The organism is Mesonia aquimarina (assembly GCF_003667275.1).
Lineage (GTDB): Bacteria > Bacteroidota > Bacteroidia > Flavobacteriales > Flavobacteriaceae > Mesonia > Mesonia aquimarina.
The window spans coordinates 177,195-193,461 of the sequence record NZ_RCNV01000003.1; the positions used below are offsets into that span (position 1 = coordinate 177,195).

A 16,267-nucleotide genomic window follows, 5' to 3' on the forward strand; every position below is an offset into this window, starting at 1 on the left:
TTTTAAGGCGTTAATTTAAAAACAAGACCTCCGCCTAAACTAAATTGATAAATTGTTGAATAAGAACTAATACCTGCTTGAGGCCCATTAGAACTAAAATAAAAGCTACCTCCTACTGCTTGAACCGCACTCAGCAGTTGCGCTTGTACTTTTAAGCCTATACTTGATGAAAACCAATAAATTCCTCCCAATTTTGCTCCCCAAGAAAATTTTGTTGTGCTTTCGCTACGTCCATTTTCAGGATTTTCAAGATTAGCAATCAGCATTCCCGCCATTAATCCTCCATAGCCTTCTAACGGGGATCCTTTCTTTTTTATATGTCGAATTCCGCCCAGCATCAAGTAATTTATTCCAAGATCAAAATTTGTGTATTGAACGCCAAAGTTATTATTTGTAAGATATGTTGTAGGTGAATTAGTATCTTGTCTTAAATACAAAAGTTCAATTCCTGTATAAGGATGAAGCATATACTCTATGCCTGCTCCCCATTACAAACCTCCTTTAACATCACCCACGTAGTATTGGTTTCTATCATAGTAAGAGTCAAAGCTATTATCAAATACATAACTGCCATAAGCATTTAAATATATGTCCTGACTCCAAGATTTTAATGAACAAATACAACATACAATGCAAAAAATTAATACTTTATTTTTCATAATTATTATTTAGTCAGGTTAATACTCCCAATAGATTCCTGCTGTAAAACTTACATAGGACAAGCTTCCTAGGTCGCCTGCTTCAAAAACTTGATTATATCGCGTAGAAGCTCTTATTCCAAATCCATAATCTACATCATACTGCAAACCAATCTCTGGTCTAACACTAAAGTGCCAAGCTTCTTCTTCAAAAGTAAAAATACCGATATCTAATTCTGCTCTATTATAAACCGTTCCTAAGCCCAAACTTGCAAATGGGGTTAAAAAATTTTCAGGAGAAAAATAATAAGTTGTAGTAAAGTAAATAGGTAAACTATTTAAATAATTATATTGATTTCCTGAAATGGTTTCGGTTCCAAAAGTTTCAGTGATATAGCCTTTATCTTCGTAAAATGTTTGCCAACCAAAACTTCCCCCTAAAGAGATATTATCTTGAATGTGATAAGAAAAGTCTATTGTAACTCCACGACCACTTGTGTTTTCAATAAAATCTTTTGTATCTCCTAAAGGAACTGCCACTGAATAATTAAGAGCAAAATTTGTTTGAGAGCTCACTAGTAGCGAAACAAAGAGAAAACTGCTTAATAAAATATATTTTAACTTCATTATTTATTTGTTTTAATTGAACGGTGCATGTGTAAATGCCTGATCTATACCATTGTCTATTCTTGATATTGTATATGAATCGCTTCCTTGAAGCAAGCCATTTAACGCTCCCAGCCAAATAACCGGTACTTGAACGTCTTGAATATCATTTGCAGATGTCATTTGAATTAAAACTGTGCCTGTTTTAAAACCGCTAACATAACCTGGGGAGTAGCCAGGATAATACCAACCCCAACCCGGAAAACACCCTGGGTAATACCAACCCCAATAACCCGGATTATAGTAATAGAGAAAATTCTGATTAAAAGCAGACGGCAATACAACGATATCTGGATTTTGATTTTCATTCACTTCTTGCCACCCCTTAGCATTTAAGTTCTCTCTAATTTTACTGATTATTGCATCACTAAAATTGGTATCAATAAATTCTGGAGGTTCGTTTTCATCAGTATCATCATCAAGTTTTATAACACCATCGGGTAAAGAATAGGTGTATTGATCTTGAAAAGTAAATTCAGGGGCATAATTTGTATAGACTAAATCAAAATCTTCTACATTTTCTGGCTCATTAGGATAACAAGCCACTAAAAGAACATATACAAAAAACAAACATCCTTTTAGAATATTATAGTTTGACTTCATTGTTTTATCTGATTTCATAAATTAAATTTTAATAATTTCAAACCAACTTAAATTACATGAACTGTAAGTTAATCCCTGTAAAAAATTGAAATTGCGGTTGAGTACCTCTATGAAGCATAGAATATTGTGGTTCAATAAAAAGGTTAAATACAGTATCTCCAACTTTTACAACTTGACCAATTCCTAAACCAAGTGGCGTATGATAGTTATCGTTTTCAATATCAAAAGCCCAAGTTGGTGCTCCACGTAAATAGGTGCCGCCACCTAATTGAAAGAAATAAAATGGTTGTACTGCTACAAAATTAGTGTCAGGTCTATCGTCTTCTCCAGCAAAAGAGACCTGCCAGGTTATTAAGCCTCCAAATTGAAAAACAGGAGATTTGGCTATAAAAGCTACAAATGCAAAGCCTCCTTGCCATTTACCTGACCCTAACGCATCTTCTGAAGCTGTTGGGGCAGAAAGTAAAGGACCAGCACCTATATAGCTTCTGCCTTTGAAACAAAATTATAAGAAACAAAAGCATTAATATCTCCCAAACCATTTTCCGCATTTACATTTCCTGTACTTAAATTAGGCATTCCAACTGTAGCAAATGGCGCTGAAACACGCATTAAAAGTTTACCTTCTGCAAAAGGTTTAGCAAACCTTACCCAAGTGGTATTTAGGTAAGCTTCATCTGGAGCATCAGTTAATTTAGGGACATAATAATTCTGAAAATTGAGTGCTGTCATATTTGCTAATGGATTATTAGCTTGTGCAGAACTCGCTGCTGGTTTATCTTCATTTTCTTCTTGAGCGAAAACATGAACATAACACAGTGCTAAGACGAAAAGTGTAAAAACTCTCTTTTTCATAATTAATATTTAAGTTAGTTATTAGTAATAAATACTTTTCAACAACAGAATAATTTTAATTCTTATTATTAAAAATTTTGGTTGGTTATTTCTATTGGCTTTTTATCTTATTAAAAATTAAATCCCGTTAATCAAATTTTCTAGTCCAATAATTTTAACAGTCATATTCTCTTTGGCTAATTTTATTAAAATTATCATAACAAATAACTTGATAAAATTAAAAAAACATAAAATTATCGTTAAGTTAGATATAAATATAATAAAAAATTAACATTAAAAATATACTAACAAAAAGAGAACAGCATTTTTAGAAGTGTTTAGTTTCAGGAATGACTAAAATAATTTGAAACACGAAAATCTATCTGACTGATTATTAAACAATAAAACGCCAAACAGATTTAAATAACCGTTAAATTACTAATCAAAAAATAAGGAAATTACTTTTTAACAGTAGAAAATTTAAGACTTAAGATATTTTTTTTACAAACTTGGTGAGAATAACTATTTGCTGACCTTCTACTTTACCTTCTATTTGGCCTTCATCATCGTGCACTAAACTAACGCGACGCACAGCTGTACCACGTTTAGCAACTAAGCTAGATCCCTTTACCGGTAAATCTTTAATTAAAACCACATTGTCTCCTGCTTCTAGCACCGCTCCATTACTGTCTTTGTGAATAATTTTTTCTGAAGCAGGTTCTTCTTGAATACTTTTAGCCCAAGCTAATGTATCTTCTTCCATATACATCATATCAAGCAAATCTTGTGGCCAACCTTCATTTTTTAATTTGGTTAACATACGCCAAACAACAACTTGCACTACTGGAGTGGTGTTCCACATACTATCGTTTAAGCAACGCCAGTGATTGACTTCTATCTTTTCTGAATCTTCAAGTTGTTCTAAACAGGTATTACAAACCAAGATAGCTTCTTCTGCAGTTAAAGATTCTGAAGGTGGAACTTGATAAATTTCTAACTGATCTTTACTTCCGCAGAGTTCGCAAGAAGAATCTGCACGTTGCATTAAGGTTTGCTGTACACTCATTTTTTCTAAATAAGTCACAAAAATAATGCATTATAAATTATACTATAGTTTTTACGTTAAAAAAAAACTATTATTATTTTTTCTTCTTCTTTTTATCTTCCTGAAAAGCATCTTTAAAATCAATGTCTTGATCTACTTGCCCTGTAAATGCTTTAATCCACGCATTTTTAAAAATATTAGTAACGGTAGGCCAAATACCTGTTTTTACTTTATTCAAATCGCCTTCAAATGGAACACGAGTTGCAACGGTATCGGTTCCTTGGTTTTTTAAAATGAATTTAAAAACACCAACAAAACCTTCCCAAAGTGTTTCTAAGAAACCATCTTCTTTTCCTATCAATTTAGTATCGGTTAACAACGGTTTTACGTAACCTTTCATATAACCATCGGCAATAGCCACCTCACTATAAACACCTACACTTCCTTTTTCAAAATCTAAGCCGGCGTAATAATTAGTAAAATCATTTAGAGCGCTAGCTTCAGCTTCTTCTAAGGAAAATGCAATATCCATATCAGGAATTTCCTTAATCAAATTCATTTTCCCTTCAAGATTAACCTTTCCCTGACCAATAGAAATTCCATTGGCTTGTATGGTGGAGGGTAGCGTTCTTTGTTTCTCTTTTACATTTCGTAAATTATTGGCGTTTAAATTGAGTTTATTGATGTATAAATCAATATTAGGATCGGCTTGTAATTGGACAAAAGCGAGTTTTCCATTAAATACTTCAAAATGATTTATTTCTAATGGAACCAGATCTGTTAGAGCTTTTGTCCAATCCTCAGCATCTGGCTCTCCTTCTTCGGTGGTTTGTTGCTGGTCTTCAAAAACATAAATAACCTCTGGACTATTCATGCTGATTTCGCTTACAATTCTTCCATCAAAAAGCGAACGCCACTCTACCGAGATATCTGTTTCAGGAAAATTTAAAAAAGGTGTTTTGCTATCTGCAGAAACTTTGTCTAAATACATGCCTTTAATAACATAAGCACCACGAATTAAAGAAATATCTATATCGTCTACTTGACCATAATAGCCTGGAATATCTGCTAAAACTTTATTGACATAATTTTTCACCAAAGTTGGTAAATACAAACGAAAGGCTATTAATAAAACTATAAGGATAAGTGGAATGGTATAGCGTTTTCTTTGATATTTTTTTCTTTTTTTATGAGCAGACATAATTTTATTTTAGGCTAATTTGAAAGAAAAACCCTAAAAAGCTAGTTAATGAAAAGCTAAATATTACTTATAAAAATAGAATAATTAATTTCCTAAGATACGTGACCACAATTCGCTAAGTATCTTCTCTCCGTCACTAGGTCTTTTTTTAACCTCTTCTATACGTATAGGTTTAGTCGTAGAATTAATTTTATAACTGAAAACAAAATCACTAGCATCTTTATCTAAACTCAGTAAACCAAAACGTAAGTCATTAAAATATAAGACGCCATTTTTTTCAGTAATAATATACCAACCCTTACTTATTTTTATAAGGCGTTTTATTTTATCTGTTTGCTTTAATTTTCCAAGTAAATGATGATTTTTTGGATAGGAAGAAAATTGTATTGGCTGCTTATCAAAAAAAGAATAATGTCCAATTAAATAAGCATTTTCAGTATCAATATTTGCAGTCCATAAAATACTATTAAAGGGCGTTGGCTTGGTTTCAATTTCTAAATAAGAAATGTTTTGTTGTTGAAGCGCTTCTTTAAATTGAAAAAATGCAATTCCCTTAAAAATGAGCGTGAATAACAAATAAAATGAGCTAACAATTAAGCCTAAATTGTTCCATTTTCTACGTTGTTCCGAAGTTCTTTTCTGAAACATAGCAAGAAGCAGAAAGATTAAAAACGGAAGCGTATACAGCGGATCAATTACAAAAATGTTTTTATAAGCCAAACGCAAATCTAAAGGCCAAAATAATTGCGTACCCCAAGTAGTGTGAGCATCGAGCAACGGATGAGTTAAAAAACCCCAAAAAAACAACCAGCTCCAGGATTTCCAGGAAGTAGATTTTTCAAACAACGAAACTAACTTCCCGAAAATTGGTGCAAATACAATTGAAAAAAACACAGAATGTGTAAATCCTCTATGTATTTCTAATGCGCTAACAGTATCGGTAAAATAACTCGCAAAAGTATCTAAATCCGGTATAGTTCCTGCAATTGCACCGTAAAGCATTGCTTTATTACCCACTCTTTTTCCAAGTACAGCTTCTCCAACAGCAGCACCTAAAACTATTTGTGTTAACGAATCCATTTATAATTACTTTTTTAAAATAAAAGATTGCCAACTCACAAAACTAAATCCGAAAAAAAGCATAAAGTGAAAAGCCAACAAACCAAACTCATTAATTTTGAAAGCGCTATAAATAGCAAATGCAAAATAAAACACGAATCCTAATTCTATAAATTGTGTAAAAGAAAACTGTTGCTTTAAATAAACATTGGTTTTCCAGGAATCTCTTACATTCTTTACATTAAATTTTGGTGTACGTACAAAAGCAGATTTTTTACCAAAATGTCCTTCTAAAATTGCCAAAGAATTATGAACAGACAAGCCCATAGCTACAGAGAAAAAAGAAAAAAACATACCGGCAAAATTGAAAAAATTTTTAAATCCTCCGCCATTAATTTTCTTATAACTCACCCAATAACCAATAAAAAAAACAAGTGTACTAATACCTAAAAAAGCTAATATATAAAAGTAAATACTTAACTCCGGATGTTGATTTTTAGCATATAAAACAGGAACACTCAACACCGCTAATAGCAGAATCACCAAAAACATCGAGCTATTTAAAAGATGGAAAAAACCATGGAATTTGGTTGAAAAAGAACGTTTTTTATCAGCAATTAATTTACCGTAATTTTTTTGAAAATTTTCAGCAGCACCTTTATTCCATCTAAACTGTTGCGATCTAGCGGCACTCATAGCCATCGGTAATTCTGCAGGAGTTTCAACTTCTTCTAAATACTTAAACTTCCATCCTTTTAACTGCGCGCGATAGCTCAAATCTAAGTCTTCAGTAAGTGTATCGCCGTGCCAATTCCCGGCATCAAGAATACAAGTTTTTCGCCAAACACCGGCGGTACCATTAAAATTAATAAAATGATTTCCAAAGCTTCTTCCTACTTGTTCTAAAATAAAGTGGAAATCTAATGCAAAAGCTTGCATCTTGGTAAGCAAGGAGTAATTTCTATTTAAATGTCCCCAACGTGTTTGCACAACCCCTATTTCCGGGTTTATAAAATGCGGAATGGTTTGCTGTAACCAGTCTTTTTTCGGCAAAAAATCGGCATCAAAAATTGCAATAAATTCTCCTGAAGCTTTTTGTAAACCTTCTTTTAAAGCTCCGGCTTTAAAACCTTTTCTATCACTTCTGGTTATATGCTGAATATTTATACCTGACTTCTTAAATTCTTCGACTTTATTTTTTGTTTGAACTAAAGAATCATCGGTAGAATCATCTAACACTTGAATTTCTAATTTCTCTGAAGGATAATCCAACTGAACAATATTATCTAACAGACGATCTACCACGTAGCGTTCATTATAAACAGGAAGTTGTATGGTAACTTTTGGGGTTTCTTTGGTATTAAGAGAACTAAAATTCACATTATTCTTAATTGCCTTCTGTGCTTTTTTATAGTTGATAATTAAATGTAATTGTGCTAAACTGTATAAAAAGACAAGCAATAATGCTATACCATAAAGTATAAGAAATATAAACTCCATTTATTTTAAACTGTATTTAAATATCCACCCTAAAATTTTTACCCCCGCCATAAACGCTCCTTTTACCGTTCCTGAAACTTTAGAAACTCCTATTCTATTTTTATAGTGTACGGGAATTTCTACATATGAATATTTTTTCTTTAAAACTTTTAACTGCATTTCTACCGTCCAACCATAAGTTTTATCTTCCATGTCTAAAGCTAAAAGTTTAGTATACTTAATTGCTCTAAACGGACCTAGATCTGTAAATTTCGCTTGAAAGAAAAGCTTCATTAAAGTTGTGGCAAGCCAATTTCCGAAAATCTGTGGAAATGTCATAGAGCCGCTTTCTCTAAGTCGTTTAACGCGAGCTCCTATTACAAAATCTTTATTTTCAGTAATAATTGGGTTAACAATCTTAGAAAGTTCTTCAGGAAAATCACTGTAATCGCCATCTAAAAAAACTACAATATCAGGTTTGTTTTTTTCTTCAGCTAAATAATTCATTCCGTTAAGACACGCATAGCCATAACCTTTTCGTGGTTCTCTTAAGACAGTTGCTCCGGCTTGGTGTGCATTTTCTTCAGTTTTATCTGTAGAATTATTACTAACTACAATCACTTCATCAACAAAAGAAGGAATTTCTTGAATAACGAGCGCAATAGATTCGGCCTCGTTAAAAGCCGGAATAATAACGGAAATTTTGGGGTTCATTAAGCGTCTTTGTTCACGTGATTCATTAAATCTACATCATTGCCCAAAAGTACGTCTTTAGAATTGATTCTTCCTTGCGGGCGATCATTTTCTAATTTTAAAACACCTCTGGGGCAAACCTCAGCACAAATACCACAACCAACACAAGAGGAACGAACAATATTTTCTCCTTTTTGAGCATAGGCTCTAACGTCGATTCCCATTTCGCAATAAGTAGAGCAGTTCCCGCAAGAAATACACTGACCACCATTTGTGGTTATTCTGAATTTTGAAAATAAGCGCTGTTGAAAACCTAAAATTGCAGCCATTGGACAACCAAAACGACACCAAACACGACTACCGAAAATAGGATAAAAACCTACACCTATAACGCCTGAAAAAATAGCGCCAATTAAAAATGCATACGTACTTCTTAATTGCTCTGCTTGAAAAATAAATAATTGCTTTCCGCTAAAATAATGCAAACCGACTAAGGCTAAAATAATTACCATATACCCAACTGCACCATACTGTGCATCCTTTTGCAATTCCTCTCTTCTAAAAAGCATGGCCCAAGCAAAAACAGCGGTTAATAATACAGAAACGCCAATTAAAAAAATATCTTTGGTTAACCAATATTTAGAAAAGTCACTTCCCAAATATGAATGAATTACAGCTACAGTCATTAGGGTCACAAAAACCACCACGCTATGAACTATCCATCGCTCTACCTTCCAAGCAAATTGACTTTTATCGCTTAATTGTCTAAACGGATCTCCGGCAGTTTCTGCAAGGCCGCCGCAACCACAAACCCAAGAGCAATACCAGCGTTTCCCGTACTTATAGGTTAGGATTGGAGTGATAATAAAAATAGAAGCTATCCCAAATAATAATAAAGCGACACCAATATTTCCTGAATTAATGAAAGCATCTACTCTATACTGTTCAAAATTATAATAATTAAGCGGCCATATATTTTTTAAATCGTAGTAAGGTAAATCGCCATTTAGACGCGCCATAATTTCAGGAATGATAAACGCAAAAGCCGTTTGAAAAAACATAACCGAACCGGTACGAATAATTTCATAGCGACTGTGCCGGTATTTCCATATAAATTTAATTCCGAAGATTAAAATAGCCAACGTATACAGCGTACCATAAACAAACCATTGGCTCGCAGAATTACCACTCAAGGCTTTACTCAACGGGTCAAACAAAGCAATAAGCCCAACATTAGCTGTGTTTTCGCGTAAGCCTAAGTAATAAGGATAAAAATATAAGATCACATAAAATAAGGTAAGTAAGATTCCTGTTACCCAACCGATAAGTCCACGACTAGAAATAGATTTAAACCAAACGCCATCGTTCTTTATGCCTGCTTTTTTTTGAGCATACATAGCCCAAGAAAAACCAACAGTTCCGATAGAAATAGCTCCTAAAGAAATACTCAGCCAAAGTGTTTTATGAGGAAAATTTACATTAAAAGCGGCTAAACATAAAACAGCCAACCCTAAAATACCTATAAAAACAAAGGCTTTTTGTGCGTTAGATAATTGTTGAGGCGGTTGGCTAGTTATAGCCATATTTCGTTGAACTCGACTCATATTTTCTCTTGTGTTTTCGTTAACTTAAATTCTAGTCGAATTTTCTGTTCATACTTTTTTGAAAATTCTTTATCAAAATTTGCTTTCGCTAAATTATCAATTACAAAATCTATGGTCTTATTTTCAGTTAACCAAAAATCTACAACTTCGTGGCGTAGACGAATTCCAAAAGTATTAATACCGGTAAATTTTCGATTTTCGATTTCAAATTGAAAGTGAAGGCATTTTTCATCTTTTTTATTTACCCAATAAAAATCTTCGTGACCTGTTAAGGCTTCTGGAAAAACCCAACCATAAGTTTGGTATTCAATATCAAAAAACTTAGCCGAATTAAACCAATTACCTGGATTGTAAGCCGTTTTGTTACCGCAAATAGTTTGCGCTATAGTTTCGCCCATCATTCTTCCGGTGTACCAAACTGCTTCAATAGGTTTTCTATTGCCAATAGATTCTCGTTGTTGTGCGCAATCGCCAATAGCGAAAACATCTTTACAATTGGTTTCTAAATATTTATTGACTAAAATTCCTTTATCTGTTTCAATTTCAGAATCGCTTAAGAAAGAAATATTAGGTTTCACGCCCGTTGTAATTCCTAAAAAATCACAATCAATCTCTTCGTCTTTTTTGGTAATGATTTTTTGTACACGATTATTTTCATCGCCGATTATTTTTTCTAATTCGGTATTATACAACAACTCTATTCCCTGTTGTTCTATATGATTAGAAATTAATTGTGCTTCTGTTTGTGGCAATACATTTCTCCAAAATGCTTCTTCTCTAATTAACATTTTTACAGGAATTTTTCGCGTATGCAACATTTCTGCTAACTCTACTCCAATTAAACCTCCACCTACAATAATTGCCTGCTTACAGTTTTTTGTGTTTTCTTCAAGTAAATCAAGATCTTGCTTACTTACCAAACCTTGCACGCCTTGCAGATTTTCGCCTTGCCAACCGCGTTTATGAGTGGTTGAACCTGTTGCAAGAATTAATTGATCATAGGTGATTTTTTCATTGCTATCAGTAAAAAGTATTTTCTGCTCAGTATTAACTTTTTGAATAAAAGTATTTTTTAGCTGAATCCTATTCTTTTCCCAAAACCAATCTTCATAAGGTTTTGTATGCTCAAATTTCATATGCCCCATATAAATATACATCAGAGCTGTTCGTGAAAAAAAATAGTCTGTCTCGGCAGAAACGACAAGTATTTCATTATCAGAAAATTTACGAATATGCCGAGCAGCAGTTATTCCTGAAATACCATTACCAATAATCACTATTTTTTTTGCCATTATAATGAAGAAAATTTTGATTTATAAATATACTATTCCACAACGTATAATCGGTTTACTTTAGAGTAAAATTGAGCGTTTATTAATATTTACTAATAAAATATCACATAAAAAAACGGCTTACTAATCAATAAGCCGTTCAAGAAATAATGCCTAAAAAAATTATCTATTTTCTTTCATCTCCTTTTGATATTCTTTTGCTATCGATGTTTTTTGTTCTTCAGAAAAAACTTTACCCGCCAATTGAAAAAATGAATGTTCTTCATCTTTTAGATGATGCTCTACTTTTTCGCATAACTGCTTAGCACAGGTTAACCAAGCTGGGGAAGTCATTTCAGTTTCATCTATTGTTTCTATTAACTCATCCATTTCGTGATGTTCTGCAATTCCGTGTCTGGCGTGCTCTTGCATCAAATCATTGTGAATTAACGGCGAATAAAAAGTACGTTCTTCTGCATCCGCATGAACTACTAACTCTTTTTTTAACTGATCCCAATATTTTTTTCGGTCTTCAGTTTTACCATTTGTATCGAGTACTTTTTCACAAAGATCTCTTTGAATATCGTGGTCTTCTCTAATAGCTTCAAATATGTTCATAATAATGTAAGATTGGTTAAAATGTGAAATTATATAAACCTTTCAACTTTCATTCCTCATGATTTATTAAAGTTTTCTCAAGAATATATTAATATTTTAGCTTACTTAATGAAGTTTTAAAACTGATAGTTTTTCCTATTGCTATCTAATTTCACAAAAATAAACAGCAAAATAGTAAAGCCCCAAAGACCAGAACCTCCGTAACTAAAGAAAGGTAAAGGAATACCAACCGTTGGAAAGATACCAATAACCATCCCGATGTTTATTAAAAAATGAATAAATAAAATCCCGGCGAGACTGTAACCATAAACTCGACTGAATTGTGACTTTTGTCGTTCAGCCAAAAATAAAATCCGTAAAGTTAAAGCTACAAATAAAAAAACAATAGCTGCACTACCGGCAAAGCCCCATTCCTCCCCAACGGTACTAAAAATATAATCGGTATGTTGTTCGGGTACAAAGTTCCCTTTGGTTTGCGTGCCTTGCGTCCATCCCTTTCCGGTCCAACCACCGCTTCCGATAGCAATTTTACTTTGGTTAGTATTATAGCCTATTCCCTGACTATCTACTTCTTTTCCTAAAACAATATTAAATCGATCGCGATGTCTTTGTTCAAAAACAGAATTAAAAATATAATTAACCGAAAGCGAAAAAATACTCGTTAACACAATGAATAAAATATACCGACCAATCTGTTTTTTTTTCTTTTTTCGGTTAAAAAATAAAATAAGCAATGCTAAAAAAATACTCCCGCCAATTACCCAAGGGGAACCAAAAAGTAGAGTTAATACAAAAGTAGAAACTAAGGCTAAACCTATAACTAAATATGCTACAGAAAGACCTTCTCTATATAAAGGAAAAAAGAAAGCTGCATAAACTAAAGCACTACCAGGATCGGGTTGCGGAATTATAATAAGTGCCGGTAAAGCAATAATTAGAAAGGCTCCTAACTGATGCTTTATTCGTTTGATATCGGTTTGGGTATCGCTCAAAAATTTGGCCAAAGCTAGCGCCGTAGCTGCTTTTGCAAATTCGCTAGGCTGAATGCTAAAACCGCCAAATGCATACCAAGATGTTGCGCCAGAAATTGTTTTACCAAACACAAATAACCCCAGCAAAGAAAGTAAAGAAGCTAGATAAATTACACTTGCAAAACGTTCATAAAATTTAGCCTCTAAAGCAAGAATAAAAATAATTAACAGCGTGCTCAAAACAATAAACAGGCCTTGTCTACCGTAAATCTGACTTAAATCAAAAAAGCCTTGAGCTGTTTCATTTAGTGAAGCTGAATAAATATTTACCCAACCGAAAGCAACCAATAGCAAAAATAATAAAACTGTTAACCAATCAATCCCGCCTTTTTTACTCATAAATTATTGATTGATTTTAAAAGGTTCTCCGGTGTAAGGTTTTGCATATTCTTCTTCTAAACTGTGATTTAAAATCCATGTTTCTAAATCGGTTCTGGTAATTTCTTCTTTAAGATATTTTTCAATCATTAAACTCGCAATTCTTCCGCCGTAACGATGCCCCCAACGTCCATTTTCAACAAAAACCGCTATAGCAATCTCAGGATTGTCTTTTGGTGCAAATGCCACAAATATGGAGTGATCCGTCAATTGTACTTTTTCACCATCAATTTTAATATAATTTTCAGCAGTTCCTGTTTTTCCACAAATTTCTACTCCCGGAATTTGCAAGGATCTAGCCGTACCATAATTATAAACATCGTGCATTCCCTCAATAATCGGTTCAAAATTTTCAGCATCTATGGTGGTCATTTTTTTCTCCGTAAATTTTGAATTTTTCAAGGGATCGCCTTCAATTTCTTTTAAAATATGTGGCGTATAATACCAACCTCTATTTGCGATAGCAGCAGTCATATTTGCCAATTGAATTGGTGTGGTAGCAATTTCTCCTTGCCCAATTCCATTTGACAAGGTATAAGTAGCCGTCCAACGATTACCTGGATACCAGCGATCATAATAATCGCCATCCGGTATTCTCCCCGGCTGACCAATAGGTAAATCATATCCTAGAAAATTTCCTAAACCAAAACTTTCTAGATGATCGTGCCAAGCATTTACTCCTTCGGGAGCAGAATCATATTTTTCTATAATTTTTCGGTAAGTTTTGGCAAAATAAGTATTACAAGAATATGCTAAAGCAGGCGTCATACTTAACGGAACAGGGTGGCTATGGCACCCCATTCTAGCGCTTCTACCATAACTAAACCCCATATGACAAGAAATACGTTCTTTAGTGCTAATTACTTTTTCTTGCAATGCAATTAAACCTGTTAAAGCTTTAAATGGCGATCCGGGCGGATACATAGCCTGCAAACTCCTATCAATTAACGGTTTATTAATCGTATCGTACCAAAGTTTTGTGAAATTTCTGGAACGTTTTCTCCCCACTAAAAGACTAGGGTCGTAAGTAGGTGCCGTAACCAGACTTAAAATTTCTCCACTAGTAGGCTCTATAGCTACAATTCCGCCATGTTTATTTTGCATAAGACGCTCGCCATAAGCTTGAAGCTTGGCATCTAAAGTTAAAGTAATATCCTTTCCTTTTTGCGGAAGCGTATCATAGACTCCATTTTTATAGGGCCCTATTTCTCTATTAAAACGATCTTTTTGAATATATTTTACGCCTTTAACTCCTCTTAAAATTTCTTCATACTGTTTTTCTACTCCTTGTCTACCAATTAAATCTCCGGCTTTATAATAAGCGTTATCATTAATTTCCCCCTGGTTTGCTTCAGAAATATACCCCAACACATTAGCAGCCATTTCTACTTGATAATCTCTGGAAGATCTTTTTTGAATATAAAATCCTTTATATTTCCGCATTTTTTCTTGTAAATAAGCATATTCACTTTTAGTCAGTTGCGGAACAATTACAGAAGGTAATCGGGGAGAATATATTTTTGCTTTATCTAATTGCTCTCCTAATTGTTTAGGCGTTACACTTAACAACTTGGCAAATTCTAACGTATCAAAAGGTTTGACCTCTCTCGGAATTGCCATAATATCATAAGAAGGCTGATTAGAAACCAACAGTTTTCCGTTTCGATCAAAAATATAACCGCGTTGTGGATAATCGTATTCTATTTTTATGGCGTTGCTTTGCGATAAAAGTTCAAAAGAATCATCAAATACCTGAAGGTATAATAATCTTCCTAAAAAAATAAAACCGGTTAAAATTATTAATATATAAGGAAGTACTCTTCTCATTTACTTTTTTTCTGAAATAATGCTGTTACTAAAAGTATTAATAGTATAGTAAAAATACTTGAAAACAACGTCCTTTTCAGAATTAAAATTATGTAAGAATAGTTAAAAATTTCTAAGCTAAATAATATAAAATGATGTACCAAAACCAAAATAGAAATATAAGATAAACGCTGAGTGATTGGGGTTTGATAATATTTTATAGTCTGATGTTCATAACTTACTCCAAAGGAAAATTTTAAAATCACCGGTCTTAAATAAGCAATTACCAATGTTGCGGCGGCGTTTACACCTCCACTATCTTCAAAAAAATCGATGCTTAAACCAATTAAAAAACTAAAAAAAAGAACTTTATACTGACTTAAATTTAGCGGCAATAATAAAACAAAAAGCACATACAGATATGGATTGATATAACCTAAAAAATTAATGTTATTCAACACAACTACTTGAATTAAAATCAAGATAATAAACCGAGCAGTATTTGAAAGTAATAAACTATTCATCTATAGATTCCAATTCTTTTAATTCGGTTTGATCATTATTTTGAATTACATATACATAACCAATATTTGTCATATCATTAAAAAGCTGCACATCTATGGTGTAATAACTCTGATTTACGTCTAACTTAAAATCTTTTATAACTCCAACAGGTATACCTTTAGGGAATATTAATGAACGTCCGTTAGTGATTATCGTGTCTCCTTTTACTACAGGAGCTAAACGTGGTACTTCTTCTAGTTGAGCTACATTAGGGTCGTTTCCATTCCACGTTAAACTTCCAAAATGATCTGATTTTTGTAATTGCACACTAACCGATAAATTGGTATTTAAAATTGAAATTATTCGTGCATAATTTTTACTGGTTTCTTCCACAATCCCTACTATTCCGCGACTAGTAATTACACCGTGATCCGTTGCTAAACCGTCTTTACTTCCTTTATTGATTAGGATATAATTATCTCTTTTTATGTATTGATTTTTAATAACCCGTGCTGTAGTGAAATGATAAGGATTTTCGTAAGAAGTAGAATCAGTAAAAGTAGTATCTATTTTTTTAGAACTTAACTCGGTTAAGCGAGAACGCAACCACTTATTTTCATCTACTAAGCGATTGTTATATTTTCTTAAATTAAAATATTCATCAATATTATTCACCCAGCTGTAAATTCCGCCGGTAAGAAAATTAGCTGAACTAATAAATTTACTTTTATGATAAGTGTGTGATTGTATCGTAAAAAAAAGGGACAAGCATAAAAGGCATAAAAACAATAGTGTATTCTTATATTTTATAAGAAAATTAATGATTTGCCGCATACC

At 33.0% G+C, this 16,267-nt stretch carries 16 protein-coding genes; all 16 read right to left on the bottom strand.

Going from position 1 to position 16,267, the window contains the following annotated elements; genetic code table 11:
* Window positions 1-2: 2 nt before the first annotated feature.
* The 16 genes from D9R05_RS06260 to mreC all read right to left on the bottom strand — a co-directional run bounded on the left by D9R05_RS06260 (window position 3) and on the right by mreC (window position 16,264).
* Window positions 3-467, bottom strand: a complete 465-nt coding sequence (locus D9R05_RS06260) for a hypothetical protein (protein WP_121666358.1) — start codon at window positions 465-467, stop codon at window positions 3-5.
* Window positions 468-677: 210 nt separating this feature from the next.
* On the bottom strand, window positions 678-1,265 hold the full coding sequence (locus tag D9R05_RS06265; RefSeq protein WP_121666359.1) for an outer membrane beta-barrel protein: 588 nt from the start codon (window positions 1,263-1,265) through the stop codon (window positions 678-680).
* Window positions 1,266-1,277: 12 nt separating this feature from the next.
* Window positions 1,278-1,925: a DUF4136 domain-containing protein gene (locus tag D9R05_RS06270; RefSeq protein ID WP_121666360.1), complete on the bottom strand. Its 648-nt coding sequence runs from the start codon at window positions 1,923-1,925 to the stop codon at window positions 1,278-1,280.
* Between the two features lie 459 nt (window positions 1,926-2,384).
* A complete protein-coding gene (locus D9R05_RS15555) occupies window positions 2,385-2,762 on the bottom strand; it encodes a hypothetical protein (protein ID WP_205589273.1) in 378 nt (125 codons plus the stop codon).
* 466 nt (window positions 2,763-3,228) lie between these two features.
* Window positions 3,229-3,807: a PhnA domain-containing protein gene (locus D9R05_RS06280; RefSeq protein WP_121666361.1), complete on the bottom strand. Its 579-nt coding sequence runs from the start codon at window positions 3,805-3,807 to the stop codon at window positions 3,229-3,231.
* A gap of 73 nt (window positions 3,808-3,880) precedes the next feature.
* Window positions 3,881-4,987: a DUF748 domain-containing protein gene (locus tag D9R05_RS06285; protein WP_121666362.1), complete on the bottom strand. Its 1,107-nt coding sequence runs from the start codon at window positions 4,985-4,987 to the stop codon at window positions 3,881-3,883.
* A gap of 84 nt (window positions 4,988-5,071) precedes the next feature.
* Complete coding sequence (locus D9R05_RS06290) at window positions 5,072-6,067, bottom strand: metal-dependent hydrolase (RefSeq protein WP_121666363.1); 996 nt, start codon at window positions 6,065-6,067, stop codon at window positions 5,072-5,074.
* A 6-nt stretch (window positions 6,068-6,073) separates the two neighbouring features.
* Window positions 6,074-7,546: a cellulose synthase family protein gene (locus tag D9R05_RS06295; RefSeq protein ID WP_121666364.1), complete on the bottom strand. Its 1,473-nt coding sequence runs from the start codon at window positions 7,544-7,546 to the stop codon at window positions 6,074-6,076.
* Window positions 7,547-8,239, bottom strand: coding sequence for a glycosyltransferase family 2 protein (locus D9R05_RS06300; protein WP_121666365.1), 693 nt, complete (start codon window positions 8,237-8,239; stop codon window positions 7,547-7,549).
* Complete coding sequence (locus D9R05_RS06305; RefSeq protein ID WP_121666366.1) at window positions 8,239-9,822, bottom strand: 4Fe-4S binding protein; 1,584 nt, start codon at window positions 9,820-9,822, stop codon at window positions 8,239-8,241. The genes D9R05_RS06300 and D9R05_RS06305 overlap by 1 nt, the downstream gene beginning before the upstream one ends.
* Window positions 9,819-11,114, bottom strand: a complete 1,296-nt coding sequence (locus D9R05_RS06310) for an NAD(P)/FAD-dependent oxidoreductase (RefSeq protein WP_121666367.1) — start codon at window positions 11,112-11,114, stop codon at window positions 9,819-9,821. Before D9R05_RS06310 ends, D9R05_RS06305 begins: the two co-directional genes overlap by 4 nt.
* 162 nt (window positions 11,115-11,276) lie before the next feature.
* A complete protein-coding gene (locus D9R05_RS06315; RefSeq protein ID WP_121666368.1) occupies window positions 11,277-11,711 on the bottom strand; it encodes a hemerythrin domain-containing protein in 435 nt (144 codons plus the stop codon).
* Window positions 11,712-11,827: 116 nt separating this feature from the next.
* A complete protein-coding gene (rodA, locus tag D9R05_RS06320) occupies window positions 11,828-13,081 on the bottom strand; it encodes a rod shape-determining protein RodA (protein ID WP_121666369.1) in 1,254 nt (417 codons plus the stop codon).
* Window positions 13,082-13,084: 3 nt separating this feature from the next.
* The gene (gene mrdA, locus D9R05_RS06325; protein WP_121666370.1) at window positions 13,085-14,947 is read right to left on the bottom strand and encodes a penicillin-binding protein 2; all 1,863 of its coding nucleotides are present in this window, start codon (window positions 14,945-14,947) and stop codon (window positions 13,085-13,087) included.
* On the bottom strand, window positions 14,944-15,450 hold the full coding sequence (locus tag D9R05_RS06330; RefSeq protein WP_121666371.1) for a rod shape-determining protein MreD: 507 nt from the start codon (window positions 15,448-15,450) through the stop codon (window positions 14,944-14,946). Before D9R05_RS06330 ends, mrdA begins: the two co-directional genes overlap by 4 nt.
* A complete protein-coding gene (mreC, locus tag D9R05_RS06335) occupies window positions 15,443-16,264 on the bottom strand; it encodes a rod shape-determining protein MreC (RefSeq protein ID WP_121666372.1) in 822 nt (273 codons plus the stop codon). The genes D9R05_RS06330 and mreC overlap by 8 nt, the downstream gene beginning before the upstream one ends.
* Between the last annotated feature and the right edge of the window lie 3 nt (window positions 16,265-16,267).